General features: G+C 67.5%; 17 protein-coding genes. 4 read left to right on the top strand and 13 right to left on the bottom strand.

Annotation, left to right across the window (positions count from 1 at the left end):
* Position 1: 1 nt before the first annotated feature.
* The 7 genes from LFM09_RS15675 to LFM09_RS15645 all read right to left on the bottom strand — a co-directional run bounded on the left by LFM09_RS15675 (position 2) and on the right by LFM09_RS15645 (position 7,963).
* Complete coding sequence (locus LFM09_RS15675) at positions 2 to 691, bottom strand: hypothetical protein (RefSeq protein WP_414097163.1); 690 nt, start codon at positions 689 to 691, stop codon at positions 2 to 4.
* Between the two features lie 38 nt (positions 692 to 729).
* Positions 730 to 1,431, bottom strand: coding sequence for a hypothetical protein (locus LFM09_RS15670; protein WP_414097162.1), 702 nt, complete (start codon positions 1,429 to 1,431; stop codon positions 730 to 732).
* A gap of 53 nt (positions 1,432 to 1,484) precedes the next feature.
* Entirely contained in the window at positions 1,485 to 3,500 is a 2,016-nt protein-coding gene (locus tag LFM09_RS15665; RefSeq protein ID WP_414097161.1) for an NACHT domain-containing protein, read from the bottom strand.
* A gap of 75 nt (positions 3,501 to 3,575) precedes the next feature.
* The gene (locus LFM09_RS15660) at positions 3,576 to 5,078 is read right to left on the bottom strand and encodes a discoidin domain-containing protein (protein ID WP_414097160.1); all 1,503 of its coding nucleotides are present in this window, start codon (positions 5,076 to 5,078) and stop codon (positions 3,576 to 3,578) included.
* A 183-nt stretch (positions 5,079 to 5,261) separates the two neighbouring features.
* On the bottom strand, positions 5,262 to 5,453 hold the full coding sequence (locus LFM09_RS15655; protein ID WP_414097159.1) for an antitoxin: 192 nt from the start codon (positions 5,451 to 5,453) through the stop codon (positions 5,262 to 5,264).
* A 54-nt stretch (positions 5,454 to 5,507) separates the two neighbouring features.
* On the bottom strand, positions 5,508 to 7,283 hold the full coding sequence (locus LFM09_RS15650) for an FtsX-like permease family protein (RefSeq protein ID WP_414097158.1): 1,776 nt from the start codon (positions 7,281 to 7,283) through the stop codon (positions 5,508 to 5,510).
* Entirely contained in the window at positions 7,280 to 7,963 is a 684-nt protein-coding gene (locus LFM09_RS15645) for an ABC transporter ATP-binding protein (RefSeq protein WP_414097157.1), read from the bottom strand. Before LFM09_RS15645 ends, LFM09_RS15650 begins: the two co-directional genes overlap by 4 nt.
* Before the next feature lie 109 nt (positions 7,964 to 8,072).
* Here LFM09_RS15645 and LFM09_RS15640 point away from each other — a divergent pair, with 109 nt between their 5' ends.
* Genes LFM09_RS15640 through LFM09_RS15625 form a run of 4 tightly spaced genes read left to right on the top strand, consistent with a single transcriptional unit; the run spans position 8,073 to position 10,921 of the window.
* Positions 8,073 to 9,149: a sensor histidine kinase gene (locus tag LFM09_RS15640; RefSeq protein WP_414097156.1), complete on the top strand. Its 1,077-nt coding sequence runs from the start codon at positions 8,073 to 8,075 to the stop codon at positions 9,147 to 9,149.
* Positions 9,146 to 9,772 (top strand): response regulator, encoded by a 627-nt coding sequence (locus LFM09_RS15635; protein ID WP_414097155.1) that lies wholly within the window; start codon positions 9,146 to 9,148, stop codon positions 9,770 to 9,772. The genes LFM09_RS15640 and LFM09_RS15635 overlap by 4 nt, the downstream gene beginning before the upstream one ends.
* A 60-nt stretch (positions 9,773 to 9,832) precedes the next feature.
* Complete coding sequence (locus LFM09_RS15630; protein WP_414097154.1) at positions 9,833 to 10,162, top strand: hypothetical protein; 330 nt, start codon at positions 9,833 to 9,835, stop codon at positions 10,160 to 10,162.
* Between the two features lie 51 nt (positions 10,163 to 10,213).
* A complete protein-coding gene (locus LFM09_RS15625; RefSeq protein ID WP_414097153.1) occupies positions 10,214 to 10,921 on the top strand; it encodes a peptidylprolyl isomerase in 708 nt (235 codons plus the stop codon).
* On the opposite strand, the gene LFM09_RS15620 is transcribed toward LFM09_RS15625, so the two are convergent.
* From LFM09_RS15620 to LFM09_RS15595, 6 genes are read right to left on the bottom strand one after another with little or no spacing between them, the layout of a single operon-like run.
* Positions 10,908 to 11,516, bottom strand: coding sequence for a TetR/AcrR family transcriptional regulator (locus LFM09_RS15620; protein ID WP_414097152.1), 609 nt, complete (start codon positions 11,514 to 11,516; stop codon positions 10,908 to 10,910). The two genes, LFM09_RS15625 and LFM09_RS15620, sit on opposite strands and share 14 nt — an antisense overlap.
* 37 nt (positions 11,517 to 11,553) lie before the next feature.
* Positions 11,554 to 12,714, bottom strand: a complete 1,161-nt coding sequence (locus tag LFM09_RS15615; RefSeq protein WP_414097151.1) for an acyl-CoA dehydrogenase family protein — start codon at positions 12,712 to 12,714, stop codon at positions 11,554 to 11,556.
* Position 12,715: 1 nt separating this feature from the next.
* On the bottom strand, positions 12,716 to 13,921 hold the full coding sequence (locus LFM09_RS15610) for a CaiB/BaiF CoA transferase family protein (protein WP_414097150.1): 1,206 nt from the start codon (positions 13,919 to 13,921) through the stop codon (positions 12,716 to 12,718).
* Positions 13,918 to 15,036 (bottom strand): Glu/Leu/Phe/Val family dehydrogenase, encoded by a 1,119-nt coding sequence (locus LFM09_RS15605; RefSeq protein ID WP_414097149.1) that lies wholly within the window; start codon positions 15,034 to 15,036, stop codon positions 13,918 to 13,920. The genes LFM09_RS15610 and LFM09_RS15605 overlap by 4 nt, the downstream gene beginning before the upstream one ends.
* An 8-nt stretch (positions 15,037 to 15,044) precedes the next feature.
* A complete protein-coding gene (locus tag LFM09_RS15600) occupies positions 15,045 to 16,142 on the bottom strand; it encodes an NAD(P)/FAD-dependent oxidoreductase (protein WP_414097228.1) in 1,098 nt (365 codons plus the stop codon).
* 43 nt (positions 16,143 to 16,185) lie between these two features.
* Positions 16,186 to 17,670, bottom strand: a complete 1,485-nt coding sequence (locus tag LFM09_RS15595) for an aldehyde dehydrogenase family protein (protein ID WP_414097148.1) — start codon at positions 17,668 to 17,670, stop codon at positions 16,186 to 16,188.
* Positions 17,671 to 17,708 lie beyond the last annotated feature (38 nt).

The raw sequence follows: 17,708 nt of genomic DNA, 5'->3' as shown, positions 1-17,708 counted from the left end.
GTCAGGCTGCGGCCAGCACTTGAGCCGCGACCGGCGCGATCTTCAGCAGTTGCTGCCAAGCCAGGTACCGGGCGTAGCCCGGATCGTCCGACACGGCGCTGGTGCCGACGGTGACGAGGAGGTCGCCTCTAGCCAGGTAGGCCGAGCAGTAGTCGATGTGCTGTCCCGCGTCCGGAGTGGCCTCACAGACGGCGTACGAGTCGTCGAGGCCCGCCAGCCTGGGCACGACGAGGTCCGGGGTCACGGTCAGCGCCGGCCTGCCCTCTGTCTCCACGTAGGTGGAGCAGGTCTTGGACCTCGACCGGATCTCCGCGACCAGGTCCGTTGCCTTTTGCTCGGACAACGCGTGCACGTGCTGCAGCAGCGCCGTGTATTCCCCGCGCCACTGCCTGGTCCGCGTCACCTTGAACCCAGCGCTGATCTTGGTGTCACCACACACCTCGGAAACCTCCGGCCTCCCGTGCTCGTACCCGCCAGGACCGGACGGGTAGTCCTCCTTCCACGGCGTCTCGGGCTCGAACGCCACCTTGGACACGTAGGCCGACTGGGCTCGGAGCGCCAACTGGTTCCACCGGTCCGGCACCGACACGGTCGAGGACGAGGTCGGCGGCGCGGACGAAGGTGACGGCGCCGCCTCCTGCGCGGAACACCCCGCCAGCAGGACAGCCAAGATCAGAAAACGTCGGAACATGCTCACGCCCCCAGGTCGAGGGGAGGAGCATACGTTCGTCAGGTCACTTTCTCGATTTGAGCGCGCTTGATCACACTCTTCCCCGACTCGCCGACCAACGCGAATGCCGCGCTGTTCAAGACCACGCAGGATGAACCGACCCCGACAATCCGCACGGTGGTCTGCCGGCCGTTGTCCAGGTTGGTCACCCGCACGGACGTCCCGATCGGCAGCTGCGACGAGAACGCACCGGCAGCCCCGCCCACCGCGGACAAACCAACCGTCGCACCGTCGCAGACGACCTGCCCGACCACTCCGGAAGACCGAACCCGCGGCCCGGAAGAACGGGTGGCGGACTGAACGGGCGCCGGCGCGTTCCCGACGATCTCGATCCGAACCCGCCGGAGAACGCTTTCCTCACCGCCCCGTCCCGCATTCGGTGACTGCACCAGGTCGAAAGCCGCCGTGTTCAGCAACGCGCAGGAAGACGCGACTCCGGAAACAGGCAATGTCACCGTTCGCCCGTTGGCCAGGTTGGAGATCCGCAACTCGGTGCCGATGGGGAACTTGTCCGACAACACCCCGGCCGGTCCGGAGGAATTCTGATACGTCAGAGGCTGCCCCGCGCAGACCTCCTTGCCCGCCGGTCCCGACTGCGCCACGGGAGAACCGGATCCGGCAAGGGCGAAGGCCGTACCCCCGATGGCCGCGGCAACCGAGAACACCCCGGCGGCCGCGATCCAGCCCCTCGACCAGCGCATGTGCAACACCCGACCCTTTCTTTCAGGCCGTACGGCCCGCGGATCGGGAAGGTTCAACGACGCGTGGCGCGAACCAGGGCCGTCGGATCGCACGATGCCAAATGATCGCGCAGGGCCACGTGGGCGAAGCGGTACTCGCCGTCGACGCGCGTGAGCAGCAGCCGGTCTTGCGCAAGATGCAGCAAAGCCTTGCGGCGGAACGACAACTCGCCCAGCGACAGTGGCCGGGTCAGGCCCTCGGCAGCCACCTCGGCCAGCGCGTCGAACGGCCAGACGTAGTCGCGGGCGGCGGTCGGTGTGACCAACAACCCCAGCGCCACACCCAAAGCGGTGCCCCAGGATCCCATCGTGCCGAGACCGCCCAGCACACCGACCAAGCCGAGCACCGGAACAGCGGGCTGGATCCACCAGTACCGGCCGAGCCGCATGCGTTGCTGTTGCACCGGGCGCACCGTGCGCCACACGCGTCCCACCGCCGCGGCGAACACACCGCCCGCCACACCGGCGGAAAACCCGACTCCCATACCCGCCAGCACGGAATAGGGACCGACCCAGATCATCGAGACGCCAGGTGCGGCGGCGATCAACACGGACCACGGGATGGGCGCATCACCCGGCACGAATCCCAACGCCAAGAAGAACGACGCCACCACCACGAACACATACGCCACGAAATACGGCCACGGCGTGCCGATACCGCCGAGCCACAATCCGACGAGCCCCACCAACAACCCCATGAGCACGCCGGCCAGGAATCCAAGTCCGGCCGTCAAAATGCCGTGCGCTCGCCCAGGCGGATGGAAAACCCGCGGCAGTCTGTTCACCAACACGAGCAACAGAGAAGCCGCGACCACGAACACCAACGCGGACAACAATCCGAGGCGCAGTCCCGTCATGAACGCCACCGCACACACACCACCGGCATATGCGGCAGGCACCGCGCGAATGAACAGCAACCACAACGGACGCGTCGGCAGTAGCGGAAGCCACGCACGGCGGTGAGGCATGTGCACGGGCGCACCGAGATCCGGCCGGCCCAACCGTGCGAGGAACTTCAACGCGCGGATCGTGGGGCCTGCTGCTCGTTGGGCGGAAAGCCTTTCCACGACGAACGAGCCGACGAAGTCGTTGCCGATCGTGTCGACCTGCTTGTCCAGGTGTGTCAACGCCAAGAGGTTCAGCGCCAACGGAGAGTCGAGCCGTTCCCAGATCGACGGCGTCAGGGCCGACTCCAGCCCGTCGAGCCGAGGGCTGACCGACGCGATGTACTCCAGCACCTGGCCGCGGGACAACGGCTCGACGAACACCGACGGCAGGTTCTCGATCGGCTCGGTCGACGACACGACGGAGGCGAACGGCGCGAGCTCGGACTCGCAGTGCGCGCGGTCGACGCGCGGCACCTCGTCCAAGCCGTCGATGAGCACGGCGACTCGGCCGCGGCGCAGCCAGATCGTGCCCGCGGAGCGGCTGATGCCGTAGCTGCGGTTCAACTCGCGCAGCAGCCACGCGGTGAACTCGGTCGGCTTGCGGGTGCCGTACGCGCGCCACGTCGCCAAGTCCACGACGACAGGAATAGGCGCCTCCGGGTCGTTACGCGCGCGCTCGACCAGTACGAGGCAAAGCTCGCGCAGCAACGTCGAACGCCCGCTGCCGACCGGTCCGACGAGGACCATGGTGTGGCCGAGACGGTCGTAAACGGCTTCCAGGTCCGAGGAGGAGATCGCCTCGCCCTCGGGCCGCACGGCGAGCTTCGGCTGCCGCAGCACGCCGAGTTTGATCTGCGCCTGCGCGGCCAAGGAGGAGGCGAGCAGGGCCTTCACCCTCGACTCGACCCGGTCCAGGGCGGCGGTGCGGTTGCTGGTCTCGTGACCGCGCACACGTTCCCAGATCGCGAGACCGATCGCGACCAGCACCATCGCGCCGACCAAGGGCCACAACCACCGGCCGAAATCGCCGAGGAACTCCGGGGCGGCCCCGCCGGTGCTCACGCTGATCGCTGCCGGGAGCAGTAAAACGACGGTGACCAGGCACAACGCGGCTAGTGCGGTCAGCCGTGCAGCTCTCGTCACCCCGCTCGGATCCACCTTCACCTCCGCGATCCCGGCGAACGACGGTAACCGGACCGCCGGGATCGCGGAAGTGACTCAGAGGCGTTGCCAGAGAGATGCCGCGTTCGGCGGTTCCCAGCTCGCTATCGACGTGTGCCCTTGCAGGCACTGATAGTCCAATCCGGCGTAACTCACACGCGAACCAGTCGCATAAGCAGTCCCAGGCGCCCACGCTGGGTATGCCCCGCCACCCGGAGGTTGCGTCGTTGTGGTGGTCGGTTGGGTGCCACAGGCGCCGAACACCTCGAACTCCCAGAACGAGAACCCGTAGACCGTTCCGCGGTTCATGCCGTTGAACCTCACATATCGCGCGCTACCGGAAACCCCGATGTCCTCCACGCCGCCCGCGCCGGCGAACGTCGTGTACGCGTCCCGCCACGAGCTGCCGTTGTCGGACAGCTGGATCGAGTACGCCCGGCCGTAAGCGGCCTCCCAGTTGATCCGCACGCGACTCAGCGCGCGGACCGACCCGAGGTCGACCTGCCACCAGTGCGGTTCGCTGTGGGCGGACGACCAGCGCGTTCCCGCGTTGCCGTCGACCGCGAACGCCGCCGCCTGGTTCCCGCTCTCCACACTGGACGCCGCCGTCGGCCGGCCCTTCGACAGCAGCGGCCCGCACGTCGGCGGGGGAGTGGTCGTGGTCGTCGGGCCGCCGCCGGATCCGCGAGTCCACACGCCCACGTAGTCCACGATCATCGGAATACCCGGCACGATCCCCGGACCCGGTGTGCGAGTGCCGGAGTAGTTGTCCGGGAACTCGCCGCCGATCGCGATGTTCAGGATGATGAAGTACCCGGCGTGCCCGGTCATCTGGTTCCACGTGTCCGCGGGCAGCTGGTTCTGGTTGACCTGGTGGAACAGCTCACCGTCCACGTACCACCGCAGTTGCTGCGGTGACGTCGAGGCGTCCCACTCGAACCGGTACGTGTGGAAACCGCCCTGACACGAGGTGCCCGGACACGGACGGCTGTTCGCGATGCCGTTCTTCTCGTTGCACGGCCCGCCGGGCGAGACACCGCAGTGCAGCACGCCCCACACGCGGTTGACGCCGTTGACGTTCTCCATGATGTCGAACTCGCCGACACCGGGCCAGTTCCACCAGTTCCCGCGGTACGGCGAGCCCAGCGCCCAGAACGCCGGCCAGTACCCCAGCGCCGCGGCGCCGGAGACGTTCGGCATCTGGAGCCGCGCCTCCATCCGCATCACGCCACCGGCAGGTGCCTTGAAGTTCTGCGCGTTGGTCTCGATGCGTGCGGACGTCCAGTTGCCCGCGCCGTCGCGACGTGGAGTGATCCTCAGGTTTCCGCCACCGTCGAGTGAGACGTTGGCGGGGTTGTTGGTGTGCGCGGCGATCTCGCCGGTGCCCCAGTTCGCCGGTCCACCGGGATAGCTGTGGCCGAGCGAGAACCGCCAGTTGCCGCCGTTGGGCAACGAGTTCGCCGGTCCGGTGAAGTCGTCGCCGAACACCTGCGTCCACCCGGCGGGGGGAGGTGGAAGCGCGGCCTTCGTGTCATGTGCGACCGCGACCAGCGTGCCCACGATGAGCACGGTGGCCGCGGCCAGTACAGAGGATGTTCGTGGTCGAGTGAGCCTCATTGCCAACCCTCCGAACGAGCGCATGAGAGCGCTCCCACGGATGATGGTGGCAGGCCTGTCAACGGTGAGGAGGCATCACTTTCCCCGGTACCGGTTTCGCGCGATCACCAAGGGATCAAAGGAAGATCACTGCTGCTGGTCGCCGAAATTCCGGAGGCCTTCCTTGACCTTGTCCTCGCCCTTGTCGATGTGCTCGCTGTGCTTGCCGCCGGTCTTCTCGTCGGCGAACTGCCCGGCACGTTCAACACCCTGGTCGACCTTGTCCCCGTGCTGGCCGATCAGGTCCTTCGCCTTGTTCTTCAGCTCATCGAAGCCCATGACTGCATCACCTCCCTATGGAGTTCGGGTACCCGGTCTGGTCCTCGGCACACGTCACTGGATGGAGTGAAGTGCGGACACCGGGCTCACCCGCGCCGCGCGACGGGCAGGCAGCAGCCCCGCGCCTGCTGTGAGCGCGGCCAACGCGAGCACCACCAGGCTCACGGCCACCACGGGCACCTGCAACGGCCATTCGATGCCGAGCGAGATGATGGCCAGCCAGGCGTAGGGAATGCCGACGAGGAGCCCGATCGCCGCGCCGACGACCCCGTACAGACCGGCCTCGGTCGTGATCAGGCGGCTGAGCTCATTGCGGGTCAAGCCGATCGCGCGCAGCAGACCGGACTCACGGGTCCGTTCGAGCACCGACAACGCCGTGGTCGAGCCTACCCCCACCACCGCGATCAACATGGTGAGGAACAGCAATCCGACCGCGATGGCGACCAATGTGGTGAACCAGTTCTCCTTGGCCTGGCGACGTTCCGCGAGCGACTCGACCTCGAACCCCGCGGGCACCCGGTCCTTCGCGCCGTTGGCCAACGCACCGGCAACAGGTCCGTCCACATCAGACGAGTGCACCAACGCGCTGCCGAGCGGAACGCCACCGAACACCGTCGCCGCGACCGTCATCCGCACCCCGTTGACGTCGACCTGCGTTCCCGCCGAGACCTGGAGCCTGCTCGCGGTGTAGGTCGACAGGACGATCTTGTGCGGCCCCATGTCGCCGAGGGAACCGGTGTCGACGCGGAAGTCCGAGAGGTCGCGCAGCCCGCGCATGTCGAGATCGGTGGCCTGCATGGTGAGCTGCCCGTTGACCGTGATCTCGGTGCGCCGGTACGGCAGCACGTCCGTGAGCCCGGCGGCCTGCAACGCCCGTGCGTCGACCGGTCCGGTGATCTCCAGGTCGGCCGGGTAGGCGCCGGCCATCTCGGCCTTGCCCAGTCCCTGCAACGTGTTCGCGCCGGTCAGCGTCGCGATGATCAGGCTGACCCCGAGCGCGACGATCGCGGTCACCGACGCGGCACGCCGTGGCGCTCCGCCGACGCCGCTCATCGCCAGCGAGCCGATCGTGCTGCGCCGCAACGGAATGCTGATCAACCGCAGGACCGGTGAGATCAACGCGGGCCCGAGCGTGATCAACGCGCCGAACGCCAGGGTGCCGCTGATCGTGGTGCGCAGCAACAGGTCCTCGGTCATGCCGCTCGGCCGCCGCGTGGAGGCGAGCCCCTCGACAGTGACGTTGACCAGCAGCACACCCGCTCCTGAAGCCATCAGGATTCCGAGCAACCACCGCGCCCCGCCGATGCGGCTCTTGGTGTCCTGGACCGCCGATGTCCGCAAGGCCTCCAGCGGCGAGACCTTGGCAGCGGACCACGCGGGCGCCAGCACGGCCAGCGTCGTCAGCACGAACGACCCGAAGACCACGATCAACGCGGGCGTCACCGGAAAGCCGGGCGCCTCCAGTCCGAAGACGGGCACCAGCCGACCGGCCCCCGCCGCCAGCGCGACGCCGGCGACCGACGCGAGCAGCCCGACGGTCGCGCCCTCGACCACCAGCCCGCGCGCCAGTCGGCCCCGTGTGGCGCCGATGGCCCGCAACAACGCCAGTTCTCGCATCCGTTGGGCGAACACGATCCGGAAGGTGGACGTGGACACCAGCGCGGCCACGATCATCGCGACCGTCACGAACGCGCCGAGCAACGCGAACACCTCGACCAGCTGAGCGGCCTTGACCGCGAGCGAGCGTTCGGTGATGTCCTTCGCCAGCACGGTCGAGTAGGCGAAGAACGCCGCGATCATGATGGAAAGAACGGGCAGGAACTTCCTCATGCCGCGACCGCCTGCACGACACGCCCGTCGGCCATCCTGATGACGGTGTCGGCGTAGGAGGCCGCCCTGTCGTCGTGTGTGACCATCACGATCGTCTGGCCGAACTCGCGCACCGCCTGACGCAACAGGTTCAGCACGTCCACGGACGCGCGCGAGTCGAGGTTGCCCGTCGGTTCGTCGGCGAAGATCACCTCTGGCCGTGTGGCAAGCGCACGCGCCAACGCCACGCGCTGCTGCTGCCCGCCGGACATCTCCGACGGCCGGTGCGTCAGTCGTGACGACAGGCCCAGCACCTCCACGAGTTGGGTGAACCAGGCGCGATCAGGACGCCGGCCGGCCAGGTTCAACGGCAGCAGGATGTTCTGCTCGGCCGTCATCGTCGGCAACAGGTTGAACGCCTGGAAGACGAACCCGATCCGGTCCCGCCGCACGCGGGTCAGCGAGTTGTCCGAGAGTCGCGTCAGGTCCTTCCCGCCCAGCAGCGCGGAGCCGGACGTGGCGGTGTCGAGCCCGGCCAGGCAGTGCATCAGGGTCGACTTGCCGGACCCGGACGGCCCCATGATCGCGCTGAACGCGGCAGGCCGGAACCTGACCGTCACCCCGTCGAGTGCTCGAACCGCGGTGTCGCCGGAGCCGTACACCTTCACGAGGTCGACCGCGGCGGAAGCGAAGTTGTTCACGACACCCAGAAAACGGCAGATGACGAGCCAGAACCTCCCTCCTCAGAACGGCCCGCCTCTGTCTTTCGGCCGATCTGCGCGACGCCCACAAGTGCATAAGGTCATGGGCATGCTCTGGAAGTTCGGCGCGCTCGCGGGTCTCGTCGCGCTGTTGTTCGTGGACGAGTGGTACGGCGTGTTCAAGACACCCGGCCTCTACCCGTGGATCGGCTGGGCCGCCCTGGCCTGCGTCGTCCTGCCCACGCTCGCGTGGCTGCGGCCGCACCGCCTGCCGACCTTCGTCGCCGCGACGGCTTCGCTGACGTTCACCCTGGTCAACCCGGTCGAAGAGGGCAACTGGGGCCTCACGGAGACCGCGTCGCTGCTGATCGTCCTGATCATCACCACGCACCGCGCGAGGACCTGGTGGGACGCACCGCTCGTCGCCTGGGTCGTCGCGGCGGTGATCACCCAGCCGTTGCAGAACGGCACGTCGCAGGGCGACTGGATCCAGCTGATGGGCCTGCTGGTCGTCGCCACCGGTGTGATCGCGGCCGTCGGCTACGTCCGCCTCACCACCAGCGCGCGCGAGAAGCAGGTCGCGGCGGTCAAGGCCGAGCAGAAGGCCGAGTTCGCCAGGGACCTGCACGACTTCGTGGGCCACCACATCACCGGCATGGTCGTGCTGGCCCAGGGTGCGAGCCGGATCGTCGAACGCAACCCCGAGCAGGCGAAACAGGCCCTCGAACGGATCGAGGCAGCCGGTGGCGAGGCCATGACCGCCATGCGCCGCATGGTCGGCATGCTCCGCGACGACGCCCCCGTGGCACCCGTCGCGGGCATCGTCGACCTCGAGCCGTTGATCGAAGCCGAACCACGGGCAACTCTTCAGGTCCACGGTGACACGGGCGACCTGCCGCCCGAAGTCGCCAGCTCGGTCCACCGCGTGGTCATGGAGTCGTTGACCAACATCAGGAAACACGCTCAGGAAGCGACCAGAGTGGACGTTCAGATCCAGGCCACACCGGACTGGGTCACGGTCAAGATCGCCAACGACGGCAGGCCCGCCAGGCAGGGCAACGGCTTCGGCCTCATCGGACTCACCGAACGCGTGCAGGCGCTCGGTGGCAGGATCAAAGCGGGTCCCGGCATCGACGGCGGCTGGGTCGTCGACGCCGCACTCCCGACAGGAAAGGCGACTGCGTGATCAGGGTTCTCATCGCGGACGACCAGGCGATGGTGCGCACCGGGTTCGGCATGATCCTGGGGGCCGAGCCCGACATCGAGGTGGTCGCGGAGGCGCAGGACGGCGTCGAGGCCGTCGCGGAAGCCCGGCGCACCAAGCCGGACGTCGCGTTGATGGACATCCGCATGCCCCGCATGGACGGACTCGAAGCGCTCAAACAGATCGCGAGCGACGTGCACGTGGTGGTGTGCACGACGTTCGACCACGACGAGTACGTACACACAGCGTTGAAGAACGGCGCGTGCGGCTTCCTTCTGAAGGACGCCGGTCCGAACCTGCTCATCGAAGCTGTCCGTGCGGCCGTAACGGGCGATGCGCTCATCAGTCCGTCGATCACCGTCAGGCTGTTGCAGCACATGCACACGCCGACATCGCAACAGCCGCACAACCTCTCCGCGCGTGAACTCGACGTCGTGCGGTTGGCCGCCATCGGCAAGACGAACGCGGAGATAGCACAGGAACTGTTCATCTCCATCGGCACGGTGAAGACGCACCTGGCGAGCGTTCAGGCCAAATTGGACGCTCGGAACCGCGTCGAGATCGCCGCCTGGGCCTGGGAAGCCAGGCTGGTCGGCCAAAAGTAGGACCCGGAACCGGTCTGCGGACAGAAGCTCCCGTCCCGTCGAGTCACCAGAATTCGAGCCATGAAGAAACTCCTCCTGCTCATCCCAGTGCTGGCGCTCGCGGCCTGTGGCCAGAAGAGCTACACCTACGAGGCGTTCTACGACATCGAGGGCAGCGGCAAGGCCGAGATGACGCTCAACGTCCCCGGTGGCAGCTCGCAGACCGAAACGGTCGACCTGCCGGTGAAGAACCGCGCGATGCTGGCGAACGCGCTCGGCAAGGTCACGTTGAAGGTCAAGTCGGACAACCAGGTGACGTGCAAGCTCCGCGTCGAGAAGGAGAAGGAGATCTCGAACGCCGGCAAGGAAGCCACGTGCGAGTACGAGATCACCGAGGACACCGACAACTGAGTGATCCGTTAAACCTTGCCGCGTCACCGTCAGCTCCACTAGGAATCGCGCATGAGGCGAATCGCAGCTGGTCTGGCAGTGGCGGCACTGGCCGTTGGATTCATCACGACTGGAACGGCTTCCGCCCAAGAGGAAGAAGCACAGCCGGAAGTGCAGGCCAAGATCGACTGCGGCATCACGCGGACGCCGGACGAACCTCCCGCTCGTCCGGTACCCGTGCCCAAGGACGCCAAGCGTGCCAAGGGCAAGGTGTTCGTCCAGGTCAGGACGAACCAGGGGAACATCCCGATGATCCTCGACCGCGCCCAGGCGCCGTGCACGGTGCACAGCTTCGTTCACCTGGCGGAGCACCGGTTCTACGACAGGACCGAGTGTCACCGCCTCACCGCGTACCCGACGCTGAAGGTGTTGCAGTGCGGCGACCCGTCCAACACGGGTGAGGGCGGTCCCGGCTACAAGTACAAGGACGAGCTGCCGACCAACCTGCAGCCCGCGCCGAACGACCCGACCGGCCAGCGTCGCATCTACCCGCGCGGCACGCTCGCGATGGCCAACGCCGGCCCGGACACGAACGGCAGCCAGTTCTTCCTGGTGCAGAGCGACTCGATCCTGCGCCCGAACTACACGGTGTTCGGCACGATCCTGCCGGAGGGTCTGAAGACGCTCGACAAGATCGCCGCCGGTGGCATCGCGGGGGAGAACCCGCTGGACGGTCGCCCCAACATCAAGTCGGAGCTCAAGCGCGTCACGGTGTGTTAGCCCACCCGCGCAACGCTCCGTAGAACGCGTCCGAGAGCCGCCGGACCACCTGCTCGTCAGGCAGTCCGGCGGTTTTCGTGAGGTCGATGATCTCTCTCGGGTCGAACATCGCGCTGTGCAGGAACTGCGCCACGGACAACAGCACGTCCGGCAGCGCCAGGTCGATCAGCACCCCGCGCAGCGCCTGGTCCCACGCCTTGCCGGACAACGTTGTCACCGCATCGGCCGACTGCAGCCGCTCCAGGAACCCGCGCTGGGACCAGAACCGCACGATCACCGGACCGTGCACGTTCTGCATCTTCACCCAGCGCGAGACCTGGTGCTCGAACAGTTCCTTGCCGGCCTTGCGCGACCGCTCGCCGTGCTCGGCCAACGAGGTGATGACGTCCTCGTGATAGGCCTTCACGAGCGCTTCCAACGACGGGAAGTGGCGGTACGCCGTCGCCTGCGAGAGCGCGGCCCTGCGTGCGATCGACTGCATGGTCGCCGTTGCTGGTTCAGCCCGCAGCACGTGCGTTGCCGCATCCAGCAGCCGTTTGCGGTTGCGGCGCGCGTCACTGCGGCTGTTCGTCTCTTCCTGCAGAGCATCCTCCAACCCGCGTACGACGGCGAGTGCAGGATAGGGGGAACGATCAGCGGAATGCGGCGATTCCGGTCAACGCGTGGCCGATGGATAGCAGATGGATGTCCGAAGTGCCCTCGTAGGTGAGGACGGATTCCAGATTGTTGGCGTGCCGCAAGGGTGAGTACTCCAGCGAGATGCCATTCGCACCGAGGATCGTCCGGCTTTCCCGTGCGATCGCGATGGCCGCCTCGACGTTGTTGTATTTGCCCATGCTGATCTGCTCGGGCTTCAGGGTGCCGGCCTCCTTGAGCTTCGCGAGGTGTAGCGCGAGCAGCATGGAGTTGCTGACCTGCACGGACATGGTCGCCAGCTTGCGCTGCGTGAGCTGGAACCCGGCGATCGGCCGGTCGAACTGGATGCGCGTGCCGGAGTAGTCCAACGCCGCCTGCAACGAATCGCGCGCGGCACCCACGGCACCGAACACGATCCCGAACCGCGCCTCGTTCAGGCATGAAAGAGGAGCACGCAGGGAAGTGGCGAGGGGTAGTCGGGCGCTTTCCGGGAGCCGCACGTCCTCCAGCACGAGTTCGGAGGTGACCGATGCTCGCATTGACAACTTGTGCTTGATGTCCTGCGTCGAGAATCCGGGCGTACCGCGGGCAACGAGGAATCCTCGAATTCCTTCCTCGGTCTGCGCCCACACCGTCGCCACGTCGGCCAGGCCGCCGTTGGTGATCCACATCTTGGTGCCGTTCAGCACCCAGTCCGAGCCGTCGCGCACGGCCCGCGTGCGCATGCCGGACGGGTTCGAGCCGAAGTCCGGCTCGGTCAGCCCGAAGCAGCCGATCGCCTCACCGGCGGCCAGCCGCGGCAGCCACTCCTGCTTCTGCTCCTCCGACCCGTACTTCCAGATCGAGAACATCGACAGCGAGCCCTGCACGGACACGAAGCTGCGGATGCCGCTGTCCACGGCCTCCAGCTCCAGGCACGCGAGCCCGTACGCCAGCGCCGACGTCCCCGCGCACCCGTAGCCCTCCAGGTGCATGCCGAGCACGCCGAGCTTGCCGAGCTCGCGCGCCAGTTCGCGGGGGAGTACGCCCTCCTCGAACCAGCCCGCGACGTGCGGCCGCACGTGATCGGACAGGTACGCCGCGACGGTGGCCTGGATGTCGCGCTCCTCGTCGCTCAGCAACGACGGGATGTCCAGCAGCTCCAACGGGTCTTGCACGTCACTGCTCCAGCTTCGGCGGGCGCAGCCGGTACGACACCGGCGTGCGCGAAAGGCGGATGGGGTTCGCGACGAGCGTCATGTCGTCGATCGTCGCGGTCGGGTCGAGGTCCAGCGACTCGGCCAACGCGAACGCGTGCGCGATGTCGTTGACCGGACCGCACGGAACGCCAAGGGGCGTCAGGGTCTCGAACCAGTGCTGCGCCGGACGCGTCCGCAGCCGCGCCGAGAGGATCTCGAACAGCTCGTCGACGTGCTCGACCCTGTCGGCGTTCGTGACGAACCGCTCGTCCGTGGCCAGCTCCGGCACGTCGAGCACCGAGCACAGCCGGCGGAACTGCCGGTCGTTGCCCACCGCGAGCACGATCGGCTGGTCGATCGTCGGGAACACCTCGTACGGCGCGATCGACGGATGCCGGTTGCCCATCGGCTTCGGCACCGAGCCTGCCAGCGTGAAGCCCGCGCTCTGGTTCACCATGCTGGACAACAACACCGTCAACAGGTCCAGCTCGACCAGTTGACCCTGCCCGGTCGCCTCCCGGTGCCGCAGCGCCGCCAGGATCCCGACGCACGCGTGCAACCCGGTGAGCACGTCCACCAGTGCCACACCGGTCTTCACGGGCTCGTACGGACCGGGCCCGGTCACGCTCATCAACCCGCCCACGGCCTGCACCAGCAGGTCGTAGCCGGGCAGGTCGGCGCCCTTGCCCGAGCCGAAGCCGGAGATCGAGCAGTAGACGAGGTCGTCACGCCCCAACGACTCGTAGTCCAGCCCGAACTTCTTCATGGTGCCCGGTTTGAAGTTCTCGACCACGACGTCGGCGCGCGCGATCAGCTCGCGTGCCTTTTCACGGCCGGCGTTCGTGGACAGGTCGATCTGCACGGACGTCTTGTTCCGGTTGACGGACAAGAAGTACGTGGCTTCGCCCTCGTGGTGCGGCGGACCCCACGTGCGGGTCTCGTCGCCCCGGCCTGGTTGTTCGACCTTGATGATCTCGGCACCCAGGTCGCCCAGCATCATCGTCGCGTACGGGGCCGCCAGCACCCGGCTGAAGTCCGCGATCACGACGCCATCGAGCGAGCCCGTGCGACCCGGCTCCTGCGCGGTCGCCTGGTTCGCCTCGGTACGCGGTTCGTCGGGTGCTGCGTCGGTGTCGTTCGCCGCGGCGTTCACAGCGTCGTTCAGAGCATCGTCGCGCGCGCTCATGCGACCCGCCCCCGCAGCTTCATCGCGGCCAGCACCCGTTCCTGTGCAAGCTCGCGCGCGGCGACATGTGTTGTGGTGCCCCGATTCCGCGCCTCGACGACGATGTTCGCCGCGTTGGCCCTCAGCTTCGAGGACACGGCGTCCAGCACCGTCGCGGGGTTCACCGGGAACGGCGAGTACCGCGCGTCCATCCCGAACGCCGCCGCGACCACGCCGCCCGCGTTCGCGATGAAGTCCGGCACGACCGTGATCCCGCGCGCCGCGAGAACCTCCTGCGCCGCAACGGAAGTCGGCAGGTTCGCGCCCTCGACCACCAGGGTGGTGTCGAGCACGCCCGCGAGGTCCGCGTCGATCACGTCCTGCAGTGCGGCCGGCACCAGCACGTCGCACGGCACCCGGAGTTCGGCACCCAGCTCCCGCACGGTCCCGTACTCCTTGACCGCGAGATCACCGGAGGAGTCCCGCAGTTTCAACAACCGCGCGACATCCAGACCGTCGGGATCCACCAACGCGCCGTGCACCGACGACACGGCAACGACCACCGCACCCAGCTCGGTGAAACGCCGAGCTGCCGCGGCACCAACCGCACCGAAACCCTGAATGGCGACCCGCTTGCCTTGCAGGGCCATCAGTTCGTCCGCCACCTCGGCCACGCCGAACCCGGTGACTCCCAGCTCGTCGTACGGAAGACCGCCGAGTTGAGCCGGTGCGCCCATCATAGCGCCGCGGTCCGACAGTTCATCCTGGACGATCGCGGCGTCCCGTTCGGTGAGCCCCATGTCGAGCCCGAGCACGTACTCGCGCGGCACCTCGTTCGAGAGCTTGCGCGCGAACGCCCGCAGCGCCGCTTCCTTGTCGGGAGAAGCAGGATCGAACACGATCCCTGCCTTCGCACCGCCGAAGAACAGATCGACCCCGGCCCACTTCCACGTCATCACGCGCGCGAGACGGGCGATCTCGGCGACGGTCACGTGCGGACTCATCCGCGTGCCGCCCTTGCCCATGCCGCGCGCGGTGTTGTCGATGACGAGCACACCCTTCATCCCGGTGCGCCGGTCGGACACGCAGACGACCTTCTCAGGCCCCCACTCGTCCATGAGCTGGAGAACGTCCATCGCATTCCTCACACGCAGTTGAGTTCCGGCCGCGCCTGGTCGGCGGCGAACCGGGAGGCGTCCAAACTGGACACGTCGACGAAGGGCTCGCGGTCCAGCACGAGATCGCGCACGACCTCACCGACCGCGGGACCCTGCAGGAAGCCGTGCCCGGAGAAACCGGTGGCGTAAAAGAAGCGCCCGGCCGAGCCGATCAACGCGTTGTGGTCCGGCGTCACCTCGTACAGTCCGGCCCACCCGTTGCGCACACCCACGTCCAACAACTTCGGCGCGCGCCTTCCGATCGCTTCGGTGAGGCGCGGCAGCCAGGCGTCGGACATGTCCATCTTGAACCCCGGCGTCTCCTCCGGGTCGGACATGCCGAACAGCAGCCCGCGGCCCTCGCGGTGGAAGTAGAAGGTGCTGCCGAAGTCGATGGTGAAGGGCACCACCCGATCGTGTAGTTCGGGCATGGGCTCGGTGAACATGATCTGCCGTCGCAACGGGGAAACCGGCAGGTCAACGCCCACCATCTCGCCGATCGACCGCGACCACGCGCCGGCCGCGCAGACCACATTGCCCGCTGAAACCTCCCCGCGGTCGGTCTGCACGCGAAAAGTGTCAGACCCCGTCCCTACGATCGATGTCACGGTGGTTCTGGTGTGGAAACGGACCCCGAATCGGCGGGCTCCGGTGGCATAGCCGAGGACCACGGACTCTGGAGTGCAGTGTCCGTCGTCCGGCGAAAAGGTCGCCGCGAGCAGGCCGTCCGTTTCGATCAACGGCGACATCCGGTGCGCTTCCTCGACAGTCAGCATGCGACTGCGTACGCCGAGGGAGTTCTGGAGTTCGACGTTGCGCTCGAACGCCGTGACGTGTTCCCGAGAAGAAAGGAGGAACAGGTAGCCGACCTGGTGCAGATCGATCTCCTGCCCGGGCCGCTGCGGAAAGCGCTTGAACGCTTCGAGCGATCGGGCTCCGAGCCTGATGTTCAGCTCGTCGGAGAACTGGGCGCGCACTCCACCCGCTGCCTTGCAGGTGGAGCCGGAGCCCAGCTCGTCCTTCTCGACGACCACGACATCCCGGACGCCTGCCTCGGCGAGGTGAAAGGCGATGGACGTCCCCATCACCCCGCCGCCGATGACGACGACCTCGGCCTGGCTGGGCAGCTCAGGCGAGGCGGAAGTCAAGGTTCGCCTCGATCGCGAGAGTGTCCATCTGCGCTTTCTGCAGCTTCCCGGAGTAGTCCCAGTTCATGGACTGCCAGCGGGTGAACTGGTCGAGCACCCACACGCCCGACTGCCGGGAGCCGTTGCCGCTCTTGCCGTTTCCGCCGAACGGCAGGTGCGCTTCGGCCCCGGACGTCGAGTTGTTGACGCTCACCATGCCGGCGGAGATGCCGGCGCGGAACCGGAAGGCCTTGTTCGGGTCCGTGGTGTAGATCGAGCACGACAGGCCGTAGCCCGGCTTGTTGCCCAGCTCGATCGCCTCGTCCAGGTCCGAGTACTTCATGACGCCGACGATCGGGCCGAAGGTCTCCTGCAGGAACAGCTCGTCGTCGGCACGCACACCGGAAACGATTGCGGGGTGGTAGAAGAAGCCGTTCTCACCAGCGAAACCGGCACGCGGGTTGGTGGCCGTGATGCGGCCGGTCGGGCCGTGCACCGTGTGGTGTTCGCCGATCCAACCGAGGTACTTCTCGTACGCCAGCGCGAACTTCTCGTCCAGCAACGGTCCGTAGAGGACGTCGCCGGTCGGGTCGCCGACTCCTGCGCCGGCGACGGCGTCGACGAACCGGGACAGGAACTCGTCGTACACCGACTCGTGCACGATCGCCGTGCCGAGCGAGGTGCACCGCTGGCCGGCGGAACCGAAGCCGGCGAACAGGGCGCCCTGCACGGCCAGGTCCAGATCGGCGTCCTCGGTGACGACCATCGGGTTCTTGCCGCCCAGCTCCAGGCACGGCGTCTGGAGGTGGCGCCCGCACAGTTCGCCGATCCGCACGCCGACCTCGCTGGAGCCGGTGAAGCCGACCTTGTCGACCAGACCGTTCTGCAGCGCCTGCTCCAGGCCGTTGAACGTCTCCGACCCCTCGGCGAAGACGATCTCGAACACACCGTCCGGGATGCCGGCGGCCTGGAACACGTCGTAGAAGGCCTGGGCCGACGCGGCGGAGTACTCGGCGGGCTTCCAGACGACGGAGTTGCCGCACAGCAGCGCCGGGATGATGTACCAGGACGGCACCGCGACGGGGAAGTTGCCGGCGGTGATGATCGCCGCGACGCCGACCGGGTTGCGGAAGGTGAAGAGCTGCTTGTCGGCCATCTCCGACGGCACGGTCTGCCCGTAGAGGCGCCTGCCCTCGCCGACGAAGAAGTTGGCGGTGTCGACGATCTCCTGGACCTCGCCGCGGGCCTCCGCGATCGGCTTGCCGATCTCGCGGGTCACCAGCTGGGCGAGCGGCTCGAAGTTCGCCTCGACGAGGCGGCCGATGTTGCCGATGACCTGTCCTCGCACGGGCGCGGGCACGCGGGCCCATGCGCGCTGTGCCGCTTTCGCCCGCTGTGCGGCGTCGACGAAGGTGCGGCTGGTCCCGAGCTCGATCTCGGCGACCACGTCGGAGGTGTTCGACGGGTTCGTGGAGACATAGGGCATGCATCTCACCCTGGTAGTTACCCGGTGGTTCCGCCAGG

The organism is Lentzea alba (assembly GCF_047445655.1).
GTDB classification, from domain to species: domain Bacteria; phylum Actinomycetota; class Actinomycetes; order Mycobacteriales; family Pseudonocardiaceae; genus Lentzea; species Lentzea alba_A.
Note: the sequence above shows the minus strand (reverse complement) of the source record. Positions and strands in the feature narration are given on the sequence as shown.

Bases quoted from the DNA above. Each gene is read 5' to 3' on its own strand.
- LFM09_RS15630 (WP_414097154.1), top strand. From the start codon at position 9,833: ATGAAGAAACTCCTCCTGCTCATCCCAGTGCTGGCGCTCGCGGCCTGT.
- LFM09_RS15640 (WP_414097156.1), top strand. From the start codon at position 8,073: ATGCTCTGGAAGTTCGGCGCGCTCGCGGGTCTCGTCGCGCTGTTGTTC.
- LFM09_RS15655 (WP_414097159.1), bottom strand. From the start codon at position 5,453: ATGGGCTTCGATGAGCTGAAGAACAAGGCGAAGGACCTGATCGGCCAG.
- LFM09_RS15610 (WP_414097150.1), bottom strand. From the start codon at position 13,921: ATGAGCGCGCGCGACGATGCTCTGAACGACGCTGTGAACGCCGCGGCG.
- LFM09_RS15675 (WP_414097163.1), bottom strand. From the start codon at position 691: ATGTTCCGACGTTTTCTGATCTTGGCTGTCCTGCTGGCGGGGTGTTCC.
- LFM09_RS15600 (WP_414097228.1), bottom strand. From the start codon at position 16,142: ATGGGGACGTCCATCGCCTTTCACCTCGCCGAGGCAGGCGTCCGGGAT.
- LFM09_RS15670 (WP_414097162.1), bottom strand. From the start codon at position 1,431: ATGCGCTGGTCGAGGGGCTGGATCGCGGCCGCCGGGGTGTTCTCGGTT.
- LFM09_RS15605 (WP_414097149.1), bottom strand. From the start codon at position 15,036: ATGGACGTTCTCCAGCTCATGGACGAGTGGGGGCCTGAGAAGGTCGTC.
- LFM09_RS15625 (WP_414097153.1), top strand. From the start codon at position 10,214: ATGAGGCGAATCGCAGCTGGTCTGGCAGTGGCGGCACTGGCCGTTGGA.
- LFM09_RS15595 (WP_414097148.1), bottom strand. From the start codon at position 17,670: ATGCCCTATGTCTCCACGAACCCGTCGAACACCTCCGACGTGGTCGCC.
- LFM09_RS15650 (WP_414097158.1), bottom strand. From the start codon at position 7,283: ATGAGGAAGTTCCTGCCCGTTCTTTCCATCATGATCGCGGCGTTCTTC.